This window comes from Bacillus sp. JFL15, from assembly GCF_001184225.1.
Taxonomy (GTDB): Bacteria; Bacillota; Bacilli; order Bacillales; family Bacillaceae; genus Bacillus; species Bacillus siamensis.
Window position 1 is genome coordinate 2,913,599 of the sequence record NZ_KQ236689.1, and the last position, 16,898, is coordinate 2,930,496.

The 16,898-nt window shown below is 44.5% G+C and carries 13 protein-coding genes and 1 pseudogene; 11 read left to right on the plus strand and 3 right to left on the minus strand.

Features of this window, described 5'->3' with window-relative positions; all coding sequences use genetic code 11:
* Positions 1-113 precede the first annotated feature (113 nt).
* Positions 114-1,208 (plus strand): M24 family metallopeptidase, encoded by a 1,095-nt coding sequence (locus AD710_RS14680; protein WP_049628379.1) that lies wholly within the window; start codon positions 114-116, stop codon positions 1,206-1,208.
* 58 nt (positions 1,209-1,266) lie between these two features.
* Here AD710_RS14680 and AD710_RS20235 read toward each other — a convergent pair whose 3' ends face one another.
* Positions 1,267-1,392: a hypothetical protein gene (locus AD710_RS20235; RefSeq protein WP_016936325.1), complete on the minus strand. Its 126-nt coding sequence runs from the start codon at positions 1,390-1,392 to the stop codon at positions 1,267-1,269.
* Between the two features lie 98 nt (positions 1,393-1,490).
* Here AD710_RS20235 and AD710_RS14685 point away from each other — a divergent pair.
* From AD710_RS14685 to AD710_RS14725, 9 genes and pseudogenes are all read left to right on the plus strand, one after another.
* Positions 1,491-2,455, plus strand: a pseudogene (locus AD710_RS14685) (LacI family DNA-binding transcriptional regulator).
* A 50-nt stretch (positions 2,456-2,505) separates the two neighbouring features.
* The gene (gene glcT, locus AD710_RS14690; RefSeq protein ID WP_156187177.1) at positions 2,506-3,372 is read left to right on the plus strand and encodes a glucose PTS transporter transcription antiterminator GlcT; all 867 of its coding nucleotides are present in this window, start codon (positions 2,506-2,508) and stop codon (positions 3,370-3,372) included.
* 230 nt (positions 3,373-3,602) lie between these two features.
* On the plus strand, positions 3,603-5,699 hold the full coding sequence (gene ptsG / locus AD710_RS14695) for a glucose-specific PTS transporter subunit IIBC (protein ID WP_016936322.1): 2,097 nt from the start codon (positions 3,603-3,605) through the stop codon (positions 5,697-5,699).
* A gap of 96 nt (positions 5,700-5,795) precedes the next feature.
* A complete protein-coding gene (locus AD710_RS14700; protein WP_010334034.1) occupies positions 5,796-6,062 on the plus strand; it encodes a phosphocarrier protein HPr in 267 nt (88 codons plus the stop codon).
* Entirely contained in the window at positions 6,062-7,777 is a 1,716-nt protein-coding gene (ptsP, locus tag AD710_RS14705) for a phosphoenolpyruvate--protein phosphotransferase (RefSeq protein WP_013352056.1), read from the plus strand. The genes AD710_RS14700 and ptsP overlap by 1 nt, the downstream gene beginning before the upstream one ends.
* Positions 7,778-7,864: 87 nt before the next feature.
* On the plus strand, positions 7,865-8,104 hold the full coding sequence (locus AD710_RS14710) for a splAB operon transcriptional regulator SplA (RefSeq protein WP_047475280.1): 240 nt from the start codon (positions 7,865-7,867) through the stop codon (positions 8,102-8,104).
* A gap of 84 nt (positions 8,105-8,188) precedes the next feature.
* On the plus strand, positions 8,189-9,217 hold the full coding sequence (gene splB, locus AD710_RS14715) for a spore photoproduct lyase (protein ID WP_049628380.1): 1,029 nt from the start codon (positions 8,189-8,191) through the stop codon (positions 9,215-9,217).
* A gap of 126 nt (positions 9,218-9,343) precedes the next feature.
* The gene (locus AD710_RS14720; RefSeq protein WP_049628827.1) at positions 9,344-11,311 is read left to right on the plus strand and encodes a methyl-accepting chemotaxis protein; all 1,968 of its coding nucleotides are present in this window, start codon (positions 9,344-9,346) and stop codon (positions 11,309-11,311) included.
* 79 nt (positions 11,312-11,390) lie between these two features.
* Positions 11,391-12,257, plus strand: coding sequence for an NAD(P)-dependent oxidoreductase (locus AD710_RS14725; RefSeq protein ID WP_045926895.1), 867 nt, complete (start codon positions 11,391-11,393; stop codon positions 12,255-12,257).
* 556 nt (positions 12,258-12,813) lie between these two features.
* On the opposite strand, the gene AD710_RS14730 is transcribed toward AD710_RS14725, so the two are convergent.
* A complete protein-coding gene (locus AD710_RS14730) occupies positions 12,814-13,209 on the minus strand; it encodes a hypothetical protein (protein WP_049628381.1) in 396 nt (131 codons plus the stop codon).
* 300 nt (positions 13,210-13,509) lie between these two features.
* A complete protein-coding gene (locus tag AD710_RS14735; protein ID WP_049628382.1) occupies positions 13,510-14,283 on the minus strand; it encodes a CAP domain-containing protein in 774 nt (257 codons plus the stop codon).
* Positions 14,284-14,623: 340 nt separating this feature from the next.
* Here AD710_RS14735 and AD710_RS14740 point away from each other — a divergent pair, with 340 nt between their 5' ends.
* Entirely contained in the window at positions 14,624-16,756 is a 2,133-nt protein-coding gene (locus AD710_RS14740) for a peptidoglycan D,D-transpeptidase FtsI family protein (protein WP_049628383.1), read from the plus strand.
* Positions 16,757-16,898: the final 142 nt, after the last annotated feature.

The window sequence follows — 16,898 nt, forward strand, 5'->3', positions numbered from 1 at the left end:
CAAAACAGCCGCACATCGGGCGGCTGTTTTTTTAAATGTTCGTTCACAGCATAAACGCCGGAAAACTGATAGAATGAATAAAGAGCCACTTTGGTAAGGAGGAAAAACAAAAAATGAACAGATTACAACGTGTTTCAGATTGGCTGAAAAAAGAAGGACACGATGCGGCGTTTATACATACAAAGGAAAACGTATTTTATTTAACTGATTTTTATACGGATCCGCATGAGCGGTTAATGGGATTGTTCCTGTTTCAAGAACAGGAGCCGTTTTTCGTCTGCCCGGGAATGGAAGCCGGACAAGCCCGCAGCGCCGGGTGGGAGTATGAAATTATCGGCTACGGCGATCACGAAGACCCGTGGGAGCTGATCAAAGCCGAGCTTACAAAACGAAATGTGCGCCTTGATTCCATCGCGGTTGAAAAGGATTCGATCTCGCTTTCACGTTCAGAACAACTCAAACATGCTTCAGGGGGCGCCGCGTTCGCTTCGGCAGAAGAAACGCTCAACCAATTCCGTCTCGTAAAAGATGAGAAAGAAATCAGCATTCTCAGGGAAGCGGCAAAACTTGCGGATTTCGGAGTTGAAGTCGGTGTCGCAGCGCTTAAAGAGGGCGTGAGTGAAACTGAAGTGCTGGCGCAGATTGAGTTTGAGCTGAAGAAAAAAGGCGTGCAGGGCATGTCGTTTTCAACGATGGTGCTGTTCGGAGAAAAATCAGGCCAGCCTCATGGCAATCCGGGTACAGACCGTCTGAAAAAAGGCGATTTCGTTCTGTTTGACCTGGGTGTTATTCTTGACGGCTACTGCTCAGACATTACGAGAACATTCGCATACCAATCAATCAGCCCGAAACAGGAAGAGATTTACGAAACGGTGCTTAAAGCTGAAAAGGCGGCGCTTCAATTAAGCAAACCCGGTGTGAGAATCGGCGATCTTGATTTAAAAGCCCGCGGCATTATTGAAAAAGCCGGATACGGAGACTATTTCCCCCACCGCCTCGGCCACGGACTCGGGATTTCGGTTCATGAATATCCATCAATGAGCAGCGCGAACGACACGCTCCTCAAAGAAGGTATGGTGTACACGATAGAACCGGGGATTTACGTGCCGGATGTAGGCGGCGTGCGCATTGAAGACGATGTGTTTGTCACAAAAGACGGCGCCGAAGCATTAACGCAATATCCGAAAGAATTAATGATCCTGAAATAGAAAGCTTTGTGATAAAAAAGGACGGTTCTGGAACGCAGCGTCCTTTTTTATCAACTTGTTAAATGAAAAAGTCATCAAAATGCTGAAATGGTTTGATATCATGCTTTTCCCGCAGCGGCCGCATAGCAAGATAACTGCCGCCGAGTATGGCCAGACACAAACCGATTAAGCAAAGAATCCCCATCACTGTTATTCTCCTTTCAAATGAATAGGCTGTATTTGTTTTTAGCTTACTGTATGAAACGCATTCCAGATCAAGGAAAAAAAGAAAGGGGGGACGCCATGGCTACGATCAGAGACATTGCCGGCGCTGCCGGGGTTTCTGTTACAACAGTATCAAGAGTATTAAACGATCATCCTTATGTAAGCGAAGACAAAAGAGAAAGAGTGAAAAAAGCGGTACAATCGCTCGGCTATACGCGCAACATCCATGCCGTGCATTTATCCAAAGGCTTTTCCGATATGATCGGCGTTGTGCTGCCGTCGGTGAATCTTCCGTATTTTGCAGACCTTGTCGCCGGTATTGCCGAGGCTGCCGAAGCGTCAGGCGTGCATCTTTCTTTATACCAGACGGATTATCAGCAGCAAAGAGAACGCTTTGCTTTATCGCAATTACAGGAGCGCCAGGTGGACGGCCTCATTATCTGCTCCAAAGCAATTTCCGATGAGCAGCTGCTTACCGTGAAAGAACCCATTATTCTCTGCCAGCACACTGATGCCACTGAGCTGTCCTCAATCAGTAATCCGCATGGGGAAGCATTTCGGCACGGCCTGGATTATCTGATAGAAAAGGGACACCGAAAAATAGCGATCAGCCTGGCCAGAAAAAAGGAAAAAACAGTCAAGTCCGCATTGCCGCATACAAAGAGGCGCTGAAGAAGATCGGCCGGCCTTACAGGGAAGAGCTGGTTGTGGAAAAGGCGCTGACGCTGCTTGACGGGAAAGCCCTTTTTCACAGATGGAAGAGCTGGGATGACAAACCGACTGCGCTGTTTGCGGCGAATGATCAAGTATCCGCCGGTCTTTACCTTGAAGCCAAGGCAAACGGGACGCGCATTCCGGAAGAGCTGGCGATTTTGAGCATCGACAATCATGATATCAGCAAGATGTTAGGTATTTCCACAATAGATATACAAACGAAAGAAATGGGAAAGCAGGCTTTTCACATGCTTAAGAATCGGATCAGCGGCGGGCCTCCGGCAAGGAAGATTCTTGATTACCGTCTTATTGAACGATCAACCGTCTAAAAAAAGAATTGACGCACTTTCTGTTCGTTTTGTACGATATGAGGTATTGAATGACAAAGGAGCTGAGGATCATGAAGGGGTCCTTTACAGTTGAGAAGGTATTAAATAACAATGTGCTGATCGCAACACATGATAGATACAGTGAGGTCGTCTTGATCGGAAAAGGAATCGGCTTTGGAAAAAAACAAGCGGATGTCATTGAAGATAAAGGGTATGACAAGATGTTCATCTTAAAGGATGAAAAAGAACAAAAACAATTTAAAAAGCTCCTCGGTTATGTGGACGAGACACTTGTCGACATCTCCAATGACGTCATTTATCATATCAGGAACCGAACAAGCCAACCGTTAAATGAACATATCCATATTGCGCTGACGGATCATATCGCCTTTGCGGTAAAGCGGCTGCAGCAGGGCTTTGACATTAAAAACCCTTTTCTTATGGAAACCGAAACGCTTTATCCGGAAGAATTTCAGATTGCCCGTGAAGTCGTCGGCATAATTAATGAAAAGACTGGAATCTGCCTTCCGGAAGGGGAGATCGGCTTTATCGCTCTTCATATCCACTCCGCCCTGACGAATCGGTCCCTTTCAGAGGTCAACCAGCATTCGCAGCTGATGTCCCGGCTCGTTCAGGTGATAGAGGAATCTTTCCAAATGAAAGTCAATAAAGAAAGCGTCCACTATTTGCGGCTGATCCGGCATATCAGATTTACCATAGATAGGATTAACCGGGAAGAGCAGACAAAAGAACCAGAAAAGTTAATGTTATTATTGAAAAATGAATACCCGCTATGCTACAATACTGCTTGGAAACTGATAAAAATCTTACAGCAAATGCTGAAAAAACCAGTTCATGAGGCGGAAGCGGTTTATCTCACGCTTCATCTGTACCGATTAACCAATAAAATTTCATAATTTCAGTTGAGACCTTTAAAAACGTGTCACTGATTCGATCAGGCATGAGTGATTGAGGGTAAAAAACGGGAAGAACGGCCCCGTTATTTTGCACACCCTTTTTTACTCATGCTTTTTGTTGTGTAAAAGGGCAAATGTAAACGGTTAAACTGAAGACTTGCGCCTGTGAATTCGTTGTCATGAATTTTCGCTGTAAGGTCACACTAGCTAACAGGGGAGGTACATTCTTTATGTTTAAAGCATTATTCGGCGTTCTCCAAAAAATCGGCCGTGCTCTTATGCTTCCGGTTGCGATTTTACCGGCTGCGGGGATCTTGCTTGCGTTAGGGAATGCCATGCAGAACAAAGATATGATCCAAGTCATGCATTTCTTAAGCAATGATAACGTTCAGCTTGTGGCGAACGTTATGGAAAGCGCCGGCCAAATCGTATTTGACAACCTGCCGCTTCTTTTTGCAGTAGGGGTTGCGATCGGTCTTGCGAACGGAGACGGCGTTGCCGGAATCGCGGCCATTATCGGATACTTGGTCATGAACGTATCCATGAGCGCCGTGCTTATGGCAAACGGCAGCATTCCATCTGACAAAATTGAACGCGCTAAGTTTTTTGCGGAAAACCATCCGGCCTATATTAACATGCTGGGGATACCCACTTTGGCGACGGGCGTGTTCGGCGGTATTATCGTCGGGGTTCTGGCCGCGTTATTGTTCAACAAGTTTTATAAAATTGAACTTCCGCAGTACCTCGGATTCTTTGCGGGTAAGCGGTTCGTTCCGATTATCACATCAATTTCCGCATTAATTCTCGGTCTTATTATGTTAGTAATCTGGCCTCCGATCCAGCATGGTCTGAATTCCTTCTCAACGGGACTTGTGGAAGCGAATCCAACCTTGGCGGCCTTTATTTTCGGAATGATTGAACGGTCATTGATTCCGTTCGGTCTTCATCACATTTTCTACTCGCCGTTCTGGTATGAATTTTTCAGTTATAAAGATGCCGCTGGAGACATTATCCGCGGAGATCAGCGGATTTTCATGGCTCAGATTAAAGACGGCGTACAGCTGACGGCAGGTACATTTATGACGGGGAAATATCCGTTTATGATGTTCGGCCTTCCGGCGGCAGCGCTTGCAATCTATCATGAAGCGAAGCCTGAAAAGAAAAAACTTGTAGCCGGAATCATGGGTTCTGCCGCTCTGACAAGCTTCTTAACGGGAATCACCGAGCCGCTTGAATTCTCATTCTTGTTTGTGGCTCCTATCCTGTTTGCGATTCACTGCGTATTCGCGGGGCTTTCCTTTATGGTCATGCAGCTGCTGCATGTAAAAATCGGTATGACCTTCTCAGGGGGTCTGATTGACTACTTCCTGTTCGGAATTCTGCCTAACCGGACGGCTTGGTGGCTTGTCATTCCGGTCGGCTTAGGATTAGCCCTCATTTACTACTTCGGTTTCCGGTTTGCGATCAGGAAGTTCAACTTGAAAACGCCGGGCCGTGAAGAAGAAGCTGCAGATGAAGGGGCAGGCGCATCAGGCGAAGCCGGCGACCTTCCTTATGAAATCCTTCAGGCGATGGGTGATCAGCAAAACATTAAACACCTTGATGCTTGTATCACGAGACTTCGTGTGACGGTCAACGACCAGAAGAAAGTGGATAAGGCCCGCCTGAAACAGCTTGGCGCATCAGGCGTCCTTGAAGTCGGAAACAACATTCAGGCCATTTTCGGCCCGCGCTCTGACGGTTTAAAAACTCAGATGCAGGATATCATCGCTGGACGCACGCCGCGCCCTGAACCGAAAGTATCCGCACAAGAAGAAGTCAGCCAGCAGGTTGAAGAGGTTATCGCGGATCCGCTCCAAAACGAGCAGGGTGAAGAAGTGTTCGTTTCTCCGATTACCGGCGAAATCCATCCGATTACGGATGTGCCTGACCAGGTGTTCTCAGGGAAAATGATGGGTGACGGTTTTGCGATTCTTCCGGAAGAAGGAATCGTCGTATCGCCTGTCCGCGGAAAAGTGCTGAATGTTTTCCCGACAAAACATGCGATCGGCCTCCAGTCTGACGGCGGAAGAGAGATTCTGATTCATTTCGGAATCGATACAGTCAGCCTGAAAGGTGAAGGATTCACTTCTTTTGTTTCTGAGGGTGACCGGGTTGAACCGGGGCAAAAGCTGCTTGAAGTTGATCTTGAGGCGGTTAAACCTCATGTTCCTTCATTAATGACACCGATTGTCTTTACAAATCTTGCTGAGGGTGAAACGATTTCCCTTTCGGCCGAAGGTACTGTAAAACGGGAACAAAAAGATATTGTGAAAATCGGAAAATAAGCATATAAATACGCCGTGCTTGTCAGATGACAAGTACGGCTGTATGATATAATATTGTGTAGTAAAATAGCTTTAATTTAAAGGAGAATGATAATCATGGCACAAAAAACATTTAAAGTAACAGCAGATTCCGGAATCCACGCTCGTCCTGCGACAGTTCTTGTACAGACTGCAAGCAAATATGATGCTGACGTAAACTTAGAATATAACGGCAAAACAGTAAACCTTAAGTCTATCATGGGCGTTATGTCTCTAGGTATCGCTAAAGGCGCTGAAATCACAATTTCCGCTGCAGGCGCTGACGAAAACGACGCTCTTAACGCTTTAGAAGAAACAATGAAAAGCGAAGGACTCGGCGAGTAATGCAAGAATTAAAAGGAATAGGCGCTTCAGCCGGAATTGCGATTGCAAAAGCATACCGGCTTGAAGAGCCGGACTTAACGGTTGAAAAGAAAAACATTGCTGATGCTGCGGCTGAAGTAAGCCGTTTTGATGAAGCGATTGTACGTTCTAAAGAAGAGCTTGAGAAAATTAAAGAGCATGCTTTAAAAGAACTGGGACAAGACAAAGCTGATATTTTCTCCGCGCACCTTTTGGTTCTGAGTGATCCTGAGCTGTTAAACCCGGTAAAGGAAAAAATCAGCACAGATTCAGTTAATGCGGAATTCGCTTTAAAAGAAACGGCTTCCATGTTCGTGACCATGTTTGAATCAATGGATAACGAATACATGAAAGAGCGTGCGGCGGATATCCGTGACGTAACAAAACGTGTGACAGGGCACCTGCTGGGCGTGGAAATTCCGAACCCGAGCATGATCTCAGAAGAGGTTGTCATCGTGGCTGAAGATTTGACACCGTCTGATACGGCGCAATTAAACCGCCAGTTTGTAAAAGGTTTTACAACTGATATCGGCGGACGCACTTCACACTCCGCAATCATGGCCCGTTCGCTTGAAATCCCGGCTGTTGTCGGAACAAAAGCGGCTACAGGCACAATTGAAAACGGTGTTACGGTGATCGTAGACGGCATCGATGGTGATGTGATCATCGATCCTTCCAGTGAAACATTAAAGAAATATGAAGAAAAGCACAGTGCCTACCTGGCGCAAAAAGCTGAATGGGCTAAGCTCGTCAATGAACCGACTGTTTCAAAAGACGGCCATCATGTAGAGCTTGCCGCAAACATCGGCACCCCTGATGATGTAAAAGGCGTTCTTGAAAACGGCGGAGAAGCTGTAGGGCTTTACCGTACGGAATTCCTTTACATGGGACGCGACCAGCTTCCGACAGAAGACGAGCAATTCGACGCTTATAAGACGGTTCTTGAGCGTATGGAAGGAAAATCAGTAGTCGTGCGGACATTGGATATCGGCGGCGACAAAGAGCTTCCTTACCTGCAGCTTCCTAAAGAAATGAACCCGTTTTTGGGCTACAGAGCTATCCGCCTTTGCCTTGAAGAACAAGAAATCTTCAGAACTCAGCTGCGTGCGCTGCTTCGTGCAAGTACATACGGAAACTTAAAAATCATGTTCCCGATGATTGCGACAGTAAACGAGTTTAAACAGGCGAAAGCGATTCTTCTTGAAGAAAAAGAAAAACTCGTCAAAGCCGGCGTAACGGTTTCTGACGATATTGAAGTCGGTATGATGGTAGAGATTCCGTCTACAGCCGTTATCGCAGATCAGTTTGCCACAGAAGTTGACTTCTTCAGTATCGGAACAAATGACTTGATCCAATACACAATGGCTGCTGACCGCATGAACGAGCGCGTGGCTTATCTGTATCAGCCATACAATCCGGCGATTCTCCGTCTTATTACGCTTGTCATTGAAGCCGCTCACAAAGAGGGCAAATGGGTCGGCATGTGCGGAGAAATGGCAGGAGACGAAATTGCGATTCCGATTCTTCTCGGCTTAGGCTTAGATGAGTTCTCAATGAGCGCTACATCCATCCTTCCGGCAAGAACGCAGATCAGCAAGCTTTCTAAAAAAGAAGCTGAATCATTCAAAGAAACAATCTTGTCTATGAGCACGACTGAAGAGGTTGTCGCATTCGTTAAAGAAACTTTCAATAAGTAATACAACAGCCAGACGGTGTAAGCCGTCTGGTTTTTTTCATATTCGGAAAAAAGGGGGGAACAATAACTTTCAACAGGAGGGATTATCATGACAAAATCATTTGGAGCGGGGGATACGGTCTACGTCATTTACCGTAATCCGCATGCCGCCAATGTTGCCCATATTAAAGAGGCGGAGATCGTTCATCACCCATACCATGAGGGGGAACTGTCTCTTTTTTTACACGAAACCTATCATCCGCTGGCCGAAGATGATGCGGTCTTTTCGACATATGAAGAAGCGGAAGCGCTTTACAGCGAGCTTTTTGAAGAAGATCGGCACCGCTGATCAAAGGAAATGTTTACAACGCATATTCACTCTCTTTTAAACGGAAAGTAACAACATGAGACTATATAAAGGGAGTGTCTGTCTATGCTGAAGCCGTTTGTTCCCCAGCTTGTTTATATTGAACCGCGAGCGCTCGAATACCCGTTAGGACAAGAGCTGAAACATAAGTTTGAAAACATGGGGCTTGAAATCAGAGAAACGACCTCGCATAATCAAGTCCGGAATATTCCGGGGAAAAATCATTTGCAGCAATACCGGAACGCGAAATCAACCTTGGTGATCGGCGTCCGGAAAACATTGAAATTCGATTCTTCAAAGCCATCCGCCGAATATGCTATTCCGTTTGCGACGGGCTGTATGGGGCATTGCCACTATTGCTATCTGCAGACGACGATGGGGTCAAAGCCTTACATCCGGACATATGTCAATGTGGAAGAGATTCTGGATCAGGCTGATGAGTATATGAAAGAACGGGCTCCGGAATTTACAAGATTTGAAGCCTCTTGTACGTCTGATATCGTCGGAATTGATCATTTGACACATACATTAAAAAGAGCCATTGAGCATTTCGGACAAAGCGAATTGGGAAAGCTCAGATTCGTGACCAAATTTCATCATGTCGATCACTTGCTTGATGCGAAGCATAACGGAAAGACAAGATTCAGATTCAGCATCAATGCGGATTATGTCATTAAAAACTTTGAACCGGGAACTTCTCCGCTCGACAAACGGATTGAAGCCGCCGTCAAAGTCGCTAAAGCGGGCTATCCCCTCGGTTTCATCGTGGCGCCCATTTATATTCATGATGGCTGGGAGGAAGGCTATAAGGAACTGTTTGAGAAGCTGGATGCGGCACTTGATGAAGATGTTCGGCATGACATTACATTTGAACTGATCCAGCATCGTTTTACAAAACCGGCCAAACGGGTGATCGAGAAGAACTATCCGAAAACAAAGCTTGAGCTGGATGAAGAAAAGCGAAGGTACAAATGGGGACGTTACGGAATCGGCAAATATATATACCAAAAGGACGAAGAACATGCCTTAAGGGAAACGCTCGAGTCTTATATCGAAACCTATTTTCCGAAAGCGAAAATCGAATATTTTACGTAAGGCGGAGCTGTCGGCATGACGGCTCTTTTTTTGCTGCGCCAAATGACGGAAATTTTTGATATTTATTTCAAGGTTTATTCATTTTCTTGGCCGAAAGACCGATATAACTCTCAGGAGGGGATGGTTATGTTTAAAAAAATGCATATCAAAATTGCTGTGTTTGTATCGGCAATGCTTATCGTAACGGTTGTTTTTTTAACGGTATCTTCATATTTGACATTAAAGCCGATGATGACGGATGAAGCAAAACGCACGACAGAAAATGTCACCAATTCACTCGGTCAGAACATTGAGCTTCAGCTGAAAAATGATGAGACTGTATTATTGAGATTAGCAGGCGGTGAATTGTCCCGCACATTTTTGACAGATGGGAATAAAGAAACCGCGCGGCTCTTTAACGATGAGTTAAAGCAGATCGGGCAGAATGACAAATATGTCGCGCTTGCATACGTCGGAACCGCAGACAAACAAATGTTTACATATCCGAAGGCTGACTTTGCCAAAGACTATGATCCGACAAATAGAACGTGGTATAAAATGGCGGCCGAAAAACCCGATAAGGTTGTCTGGACTGAGCCTTATAAAGATGCTGTGACAGGGGATATGATCGTGACGGCTTCAAAAGCCATTCAAAACAGCGGAACTGTCATCGGGGTGGCGAGCTTAGATTTGAAGCTGTCATCCATTCAGAGCATGGTCAATCAGCAAAAGGTTCCGTATAAAGGATTTGCGTTTTTAGCGGATGAAAACGGTTCTCTTCTGGCGCATCCGTCAAAACAGGGGAAAAATATTTCGGAAGATCAGGCGTTAAAAGACATCAGCTCAGACAAAGAAGGCATCAAAGAGCTGCAAGGGAATATGGTCGTCTATCAAACGATAAAAGAAACAGGATGGAAGGTCGGAACGCAGTTTGAAAAAGATCAGCTAATGGGAGTAGCCGACAAAATGAATACAGTGAGTATTTTTATGTCACTGATCGCTCTTGTGATTACGATCGGGCTCAGCTATTTCCTTGCGAAAACGATAACCGGGCCGATTCAGCAGCTGATCGCCAAAACAAATTCGGTCTCAGCGGGAGATTTAACCGTCCGTGCCCAGACTAAATCAAAAGATGAAGTAGGCGAATTAACAAAAGACTTTAACCAAATGGTTGAAAATATGAAAGAAATGGTCGAACAGGTCAAGACTTCTTCAGAAAAAGTGTCCGATACATCTGACCAATTAACCGTCATTTCACAAGAGACAAATGAAACGAGCGGACAAATCGCAAAAGCGATAGAGGAAGTCGCCGCCGGAGCGACTGAGCAAGCGTCAGAGGTTGAGACGATCAATGAAAAATCTGAAAATCTCTCAGTCAAAATAAGAGGAATCGCCGATCGCGCGGGCAGCATAAAACAACTCTCAAAATCTTCAGAGGACGCCAGCTACAAAGGCCTGGATGCGCTCGGCCAGCTGCTGATGAAGTCAAATGAAGCCAATTCAGAAACGAAAAAAGTAGAGGCCATGCTGACTGACCTGGAAAACCAAACGAAAAACATAGAGGAAGTCGTAACGGCAATATCCGCCATTTCGGACCAGACGAATCTCTTGGCGCTGAATGCGAGTATTGAAGCCGCAAGAGCGGGAGAAAGCGGACGGGGTTTTGCCGTCGTCGCTGAAGAAGTCCGCAAGCTTGCTGAACAATCAGCTCTTTCCTCCGGCCATATCAGTGAGACGGTCCGGCTGATTCAATCAGAGACGAAAGAAGCGTCGCACGCAATGATCGAGGCAAGCAGAATGAATGATGAACAAAACAGCGCCATTCATGAAACGGGAGAAGTGCTCAATCTGATTACGACGGAAATGCAGTCTCTCGTTCAAGGAATAGATCATATTTACAATGACATTCAAAAAATGAGTGAAGAACAAGCCGCGATCCAAGAAGCGATTCAAAGCATCTCCGCCATTTCTCAAGAATCAGCGGCAGCCGCGGAAGAAGTGAATGCCTCAACTGATGAACAGCTCGTTACGCTTGAAAAAGTGAAGCAATCGACCGACATGTTAAAGAGCGCGAGCGAAGATCTGATCAGCGCCATTTCTAAATTCACCTTGTAACGCGGACTCTATCAGCCTGTCATATGGTAATATAGACATGAAATCGTATATATGAATCGCAGCAGGGGAGGAAAGCGCAGTGAACAAAACAGTCGGATTTATCGGTTTAGGTGTCATGGGAAACAGTATGGCATCGCACATTTTAGAAGCGGGCTATCCCGTTTTAGTCTACACGCGTACGAAACAAAAAGCGGAAGAGATTCTGAATAAGGGAGCGGTCTGGCAGGAGACGGTCAAAGACCTTTCAGAGAAAGCTGACATCATTATTACCATGGTCGGCTATCCGAGTGATGTCGAAGAAATCTATCTCGGTGAAAACGGCATTCTCCGTCATGCAAAAGAAGGGGCGTTTGTCATTGACATGACGACATCAAAACCGTCTCTGGCGAAGAAGATTGCGGAGAAAGCCAAAGAAAAATCGATTCACGCCCTGGATGCACCCGTTTCCGGCGGTGACATCGGCGCCCAAAACGGAACGCTTGCCATTATGGCCGGAGGAGAAAAAGAAGCGTTTGAAGCATGTCTGCCGCTTTTCTCCGTAATGGGGGAAAATATTCAGTATCAAGGGCCGGCAGGGAGCGGCCAGCATACGAAAATGTGTAACCAGATCGCGATTGCAGCGGGAATGGTCGGAGTGGCTGAAGCGATGGCTTACGCTGAAAAATCCGGTCTGAACCCGGAACAAGTGCTGAAAAGCATTACAACCGGAGCTGCCGGAAGCTGGTCATTGTCCAACCTCGCTCCCCGTATGCTGAAAGGCGATTTTGCACCAGGATTCTACGTGAAACACTTTATTAAAGATATGGGAATTGCTCTTGAAGAAGCGGAGCTCATGGGAGAAGAAATGCCCGGATTGGCGCTGGCCAAATCATTATACGACAAGCTTTCCGCGCAAGGAGAAGAAAACAGCGGAACTCAAAGTATTTATAAGCTTTGGGTGAAATAAAAAAGATTGCCCGAACGCGACTATTTTATGGATGCTGAGGAAGCGAATACTTACAGTATTGTTGGTAGTGTTTTGTAAACAATGATCTGCAAACCTTGTATTCTTAGGGCCTTAATGAAGACAGGAACTTGGCAGGATAATGTATTAATGTGTATCCGTTTATAATATTCTACTGTTTGGAAAATCCCCCTCGTTTGTTTGATGCAGACTGTCTATTATAAATCAAAAGGGGGATTTCCGAATAATTATAAGGATTAATACAACTTTCCAACAGTAGGATGTTTCATGTTTGATTCAACTATGAAATTCGAGTAACCCAAATGTACATAGCAATAAATCGAGTGATTCCCGCAATTAAAACCTAATAATTTGGCATCCGAAATTGAAATTCTATAGATTAGCCTTCTAGCAAAACTGAAAAATAAAAGAGGATGTATCGTAAAAATTCAAGAGATTTACGAAAACATCCTCGATTCAGAGATTTCATCATTACATGTTGTTTTTTGAGAATTCCAGATGAAATCAACGTTAAACCCATTTGTTAATAATATGAATTTTAATGCTGTACAGTAATATAGTGTTTCAGTTCTCCTCTATGGGTTTGATTTCCCCAAGTCAATGCTACCACCACATCATACTTGCCTGCTGGAATATTTTTTGTCAAAAAGCTCACTTTAAAACTGCGAATATTACGGCCATTAACATATATGTCTTTGACTACATCTCTTTTTTTATTGACAAGAAGAACATTAACACCCCTGTTTACCTCAGCATATCTTGTAGACACAGTACCTGTTACGACAATAGAAGTAGCGTGTTTTGAGTAAGTATTAGCATCTGTTTGGAATTTAATTGCTCCTTTTGAAGTCATGGCTAACGCTTCTGAACTGTTTGAGAAAATCCCGAATGTCAATAGAGCAACTGTGAATAGTGTCATTACAATTTTTTTCAATTTAAACTTCCTCTCTCCATTCATTTAGAAACCCATTCAATATATTACTAAATTTTGAAAAAATATTCAATGGAAAATAGGTAAATTCTACTTTTTATTATAAAAAAGTATTACTAAAGAAGTAAAGGCTAGCAAAACCATTTTAATCCTCACGTTTATGATTTTACAAAAAAGCTCCCGGCACCTCTGTGCCGGGAGCTTCAAATGTTTATAAATTTATAAAGTGTTAGGCCCTTTTTTCGCCGTCTCAGCCACTTTTTCGACAGACAAAAGATTGCCCCGCGGGGCAATCTTTTTTGTTTATTTTCCGATGAATTGCTGTGTCCAGATGTTTCCTGATTCTACATAACCGACACCGATTTGAGTGAACTCAGGGTTCAGGATGTTCTTTCTGTGGCCTTCACTGTTCATCCAAGCTTTGACGACAGCTTCAGGAGTCGGCTGCCCTTTGGCGATATTTTCACCGGCAGTTTTATAAGTGATTCCGAAAGACTTCATCATATCGAAAGGTGAACCGTAAGTAGGGCTTTGGTGATCGAAATAGTTTTTGTCTTTCATATCTTGTGATTTTGCGTGAGCTGATTTGCTTAATTTTTCATCAATCTGCAGAGGTTTTAAGCCTTGCTTTTGTCTCTCTGCGTTTGTCAATTCAACGACTTTCTTTTCATACGCACTGACAGATGAAGGAGTTTTCTCGCTGCTGTTGTTTGTGTTATCTGTCTGTTTTGCATTGTCAGCCGTCTGGTTTTGATCGGCTTTCGGTTTTTCAGCAGCTGCCGGAGCTTTTGCAGGTGTTTCTTTTTGAACGTCTTTAACTGTCATATCAGAATGCTTTGCGTGTTTTTGCAGCTGCTGTTTCAGTTCTTTCTCATTTTTAAAGCTCAGCTGTTTCGCGCTCTTTTTCATATGTAGTTTTTCAACAGCCTCTTGAGGAGTCAGATGCTGTACGGTGTTTCCTTTTTTCACAGTAACGACGTGCTGGCATGACAGCTCTTTGGCAGATGCCTGCTGAATGCTTCCGAATGTAATTAAACTGACTGCCGCAGCGGCAGATAAGAGAAATGCTTTCTTCATAAGTTTATAGCCTCCCAGAGAAGTTGTTTTTTTCTACATGAAAAATCTTATCACAGCTTTTTTGTCATAATGCAGGCATTCATTTCCTTTGACAACAATCTCTTGTCATAATTGTAATTGAGCATAGAAAAATGGCTTTATATCAGGAGAAACGATCTGTATTTATATTTTAAAATCCGTTACATTACTTCAAGTTATTTGAAGTGTTAGATATTTTTTAAGATAATTTGATCTTGACAGTTTTTTTTACCCGTTTTCGCTGTAACAACTTTTACAAAAATGTTACAATTAAAATCTGTTTATGTAAATATATTGAATGATTTGAGAGGTGTAACAGAAAGTGGCTGAAGTCGCGCGTGAACCAAAGAAAAAAACGAAACGTTACAGAGCGCTGAGAATGAATCTCTATTTTTTAGTTGTTTTCCTTCTCTTTACGGCACTGATTTTTAAACTCGGCATCGTCCAGATTGTCGAAGGGGATAAACACCGCCAGGATGCGGAGAAGGCAAATGCAAAAACCGCCTATTACCCAACACCGCGGGGAAAGATGTATGACAGGCAGAACAGAGTGGCGGTTGATAACCAGGCTGTGCCTGAAATTGTATACGTTTCTACCTCGAAAACCTCGGCAAAGGACAAATTGAAAACGGCAAAAAATCTCGCCGCACTGATCCATATTGATACTGAATTTATGAAGGATCGAAATATCATTGATTACTGGCTTGCCGCACATCCGAAGAAGGCGGAAAAGCTTATGAAGGATTCAGAAAACAGCCTGAAATCCCAAGAAGTGTACAAACGCCAGATTGAACGCGTCCCGAAGCAGGAGATTGATGCGATTAAAAAAGATAAAAAAGAGCTGCAAATCGCGGCGATTTATACGCGTTTTTCAAGCGGCAACGCCTATCAGCCGCAAGTCGTCAAATCAATGGACCCGAATAAGCTGAACGGAAACGGAAACAGCGGTTCACTGCTTGACGAACATGAAAACAACAAACAGAAACCGAAAAGCGACCTGACATATGAAGAAGTTTCCGTCGTATCCGAGCACCTGAAAGAGCTCCCCGGCATTGACGTGATTAATGACTGGACGCGGAAATATCCGTACGACAAAACGCTGTACTCTCTGTTCGGCGGTGTGACGACACCGGAACAGGGATTGTTGGGCGAACGGAAAGATTATTATGTCACAAGAGGTTACTCACTGAATGACCGGGTGGGAAAAAGCTACATTGAATATCAGTATGAAGACTATTTAAACGCACATAAAGAAAAAGTAGAGTATGTGGAAAACAGCAAAGGTGAAGTCGTCAGCCAAAAGCCCGTCAATGAAGGCAGCAGAGGCTACGATCTGCAGCTCTCGCTCGATATGGAATTACAGTCGAAAGTCGAAAAAGTCATTGAAAATGAGCTGAGAAGAAGCCGCGCCGCCGGCAACTATATGGTTGACAGAGGATTTGCCGTCATGATGGATCCGAACAACGGGGATATTCTCTCAATGGCGGGGAAACGCATTGATCTCGAAACAAATAAAACACAGGATTTTGCGATCGGGGCATTTACGACCCAATATGAGATGGGCTCCTCTGTTAAAGGAGCTACTGTTCTTGCGGGTTACCAAAGCGGCCTCCCGCATTATAAAACGTTTGTCGATGCACCGCTTGTATTTAAAGGCAAAACGAGAAAACAATCGTGGACACAAATGGGGACCATTACTGAGCTGACCGCGCTGCAAAGAAGTTCAAACGTATATATGTTTCATGTGGCCATGCATATAGCCGGCATTACCTACGTCCCGCACGGCACGCTGCCTGCCGGATTAGACGATATTAAAAAAATGCGCAACTACTACGCCCAATTCGGCCTGGGTGTGAAAACCGGGATTGATCTTCCTCAGGAATCAGCGGGAATGCAGTCAAATCCGCAATTGGTCGGGGGATTGCTGCTGGATTTTGCGATCGGACAGTTTGATACATATACGCCGCTTCAAATGGCTCAATATATTTCGGCCATCGCAAACGGCGGATATCGCGTCCAGCCGCGGATCGTCACAAGCATTCATGAACCGGACAGCAAAAACAAGCTTGGGAAAGCGATTGAACAGCGCGATATTAAAGTTTTGAACAAAGTAAATAACAGCCCGAGCGATTTTGATCAAGTTCATAAAGGAATGAAATTGGTCACAAGCTCACCTCAAGGAACGGCTTATTCAACATTTCAAGGTTCCGGCGCTGATGTTTCCGGAAAAACGGGAACCGCGCAGACGCGCTATTACGGCACGAACAAAAACTGGTGGGGGAAAGAAACGTATAACCTGACTTTTGTCGGCTATTACCCGTCAGAACATCCACGAGTGGCATTCAGCGTCGTCGTTCCGTCTGTTCGGGATGATAAAGATCATATCAGTAAAAACATTGCCAAAGGAGCAGTTGACGCTTACAAAGAGCTTGAAAAGAAATACAATAAAAAATAACAAATGAAAGGGCGGCCGAACATATCGTGCGCCCTTTCTTTCATTCAGGAAAATTGACGTTCACAATAAGAATAGAAGGAGAATGCTCATTTTTTAGCGAATCAATCTAGTGGAAATTCTTTTAATATCAGCCCGTGACCAG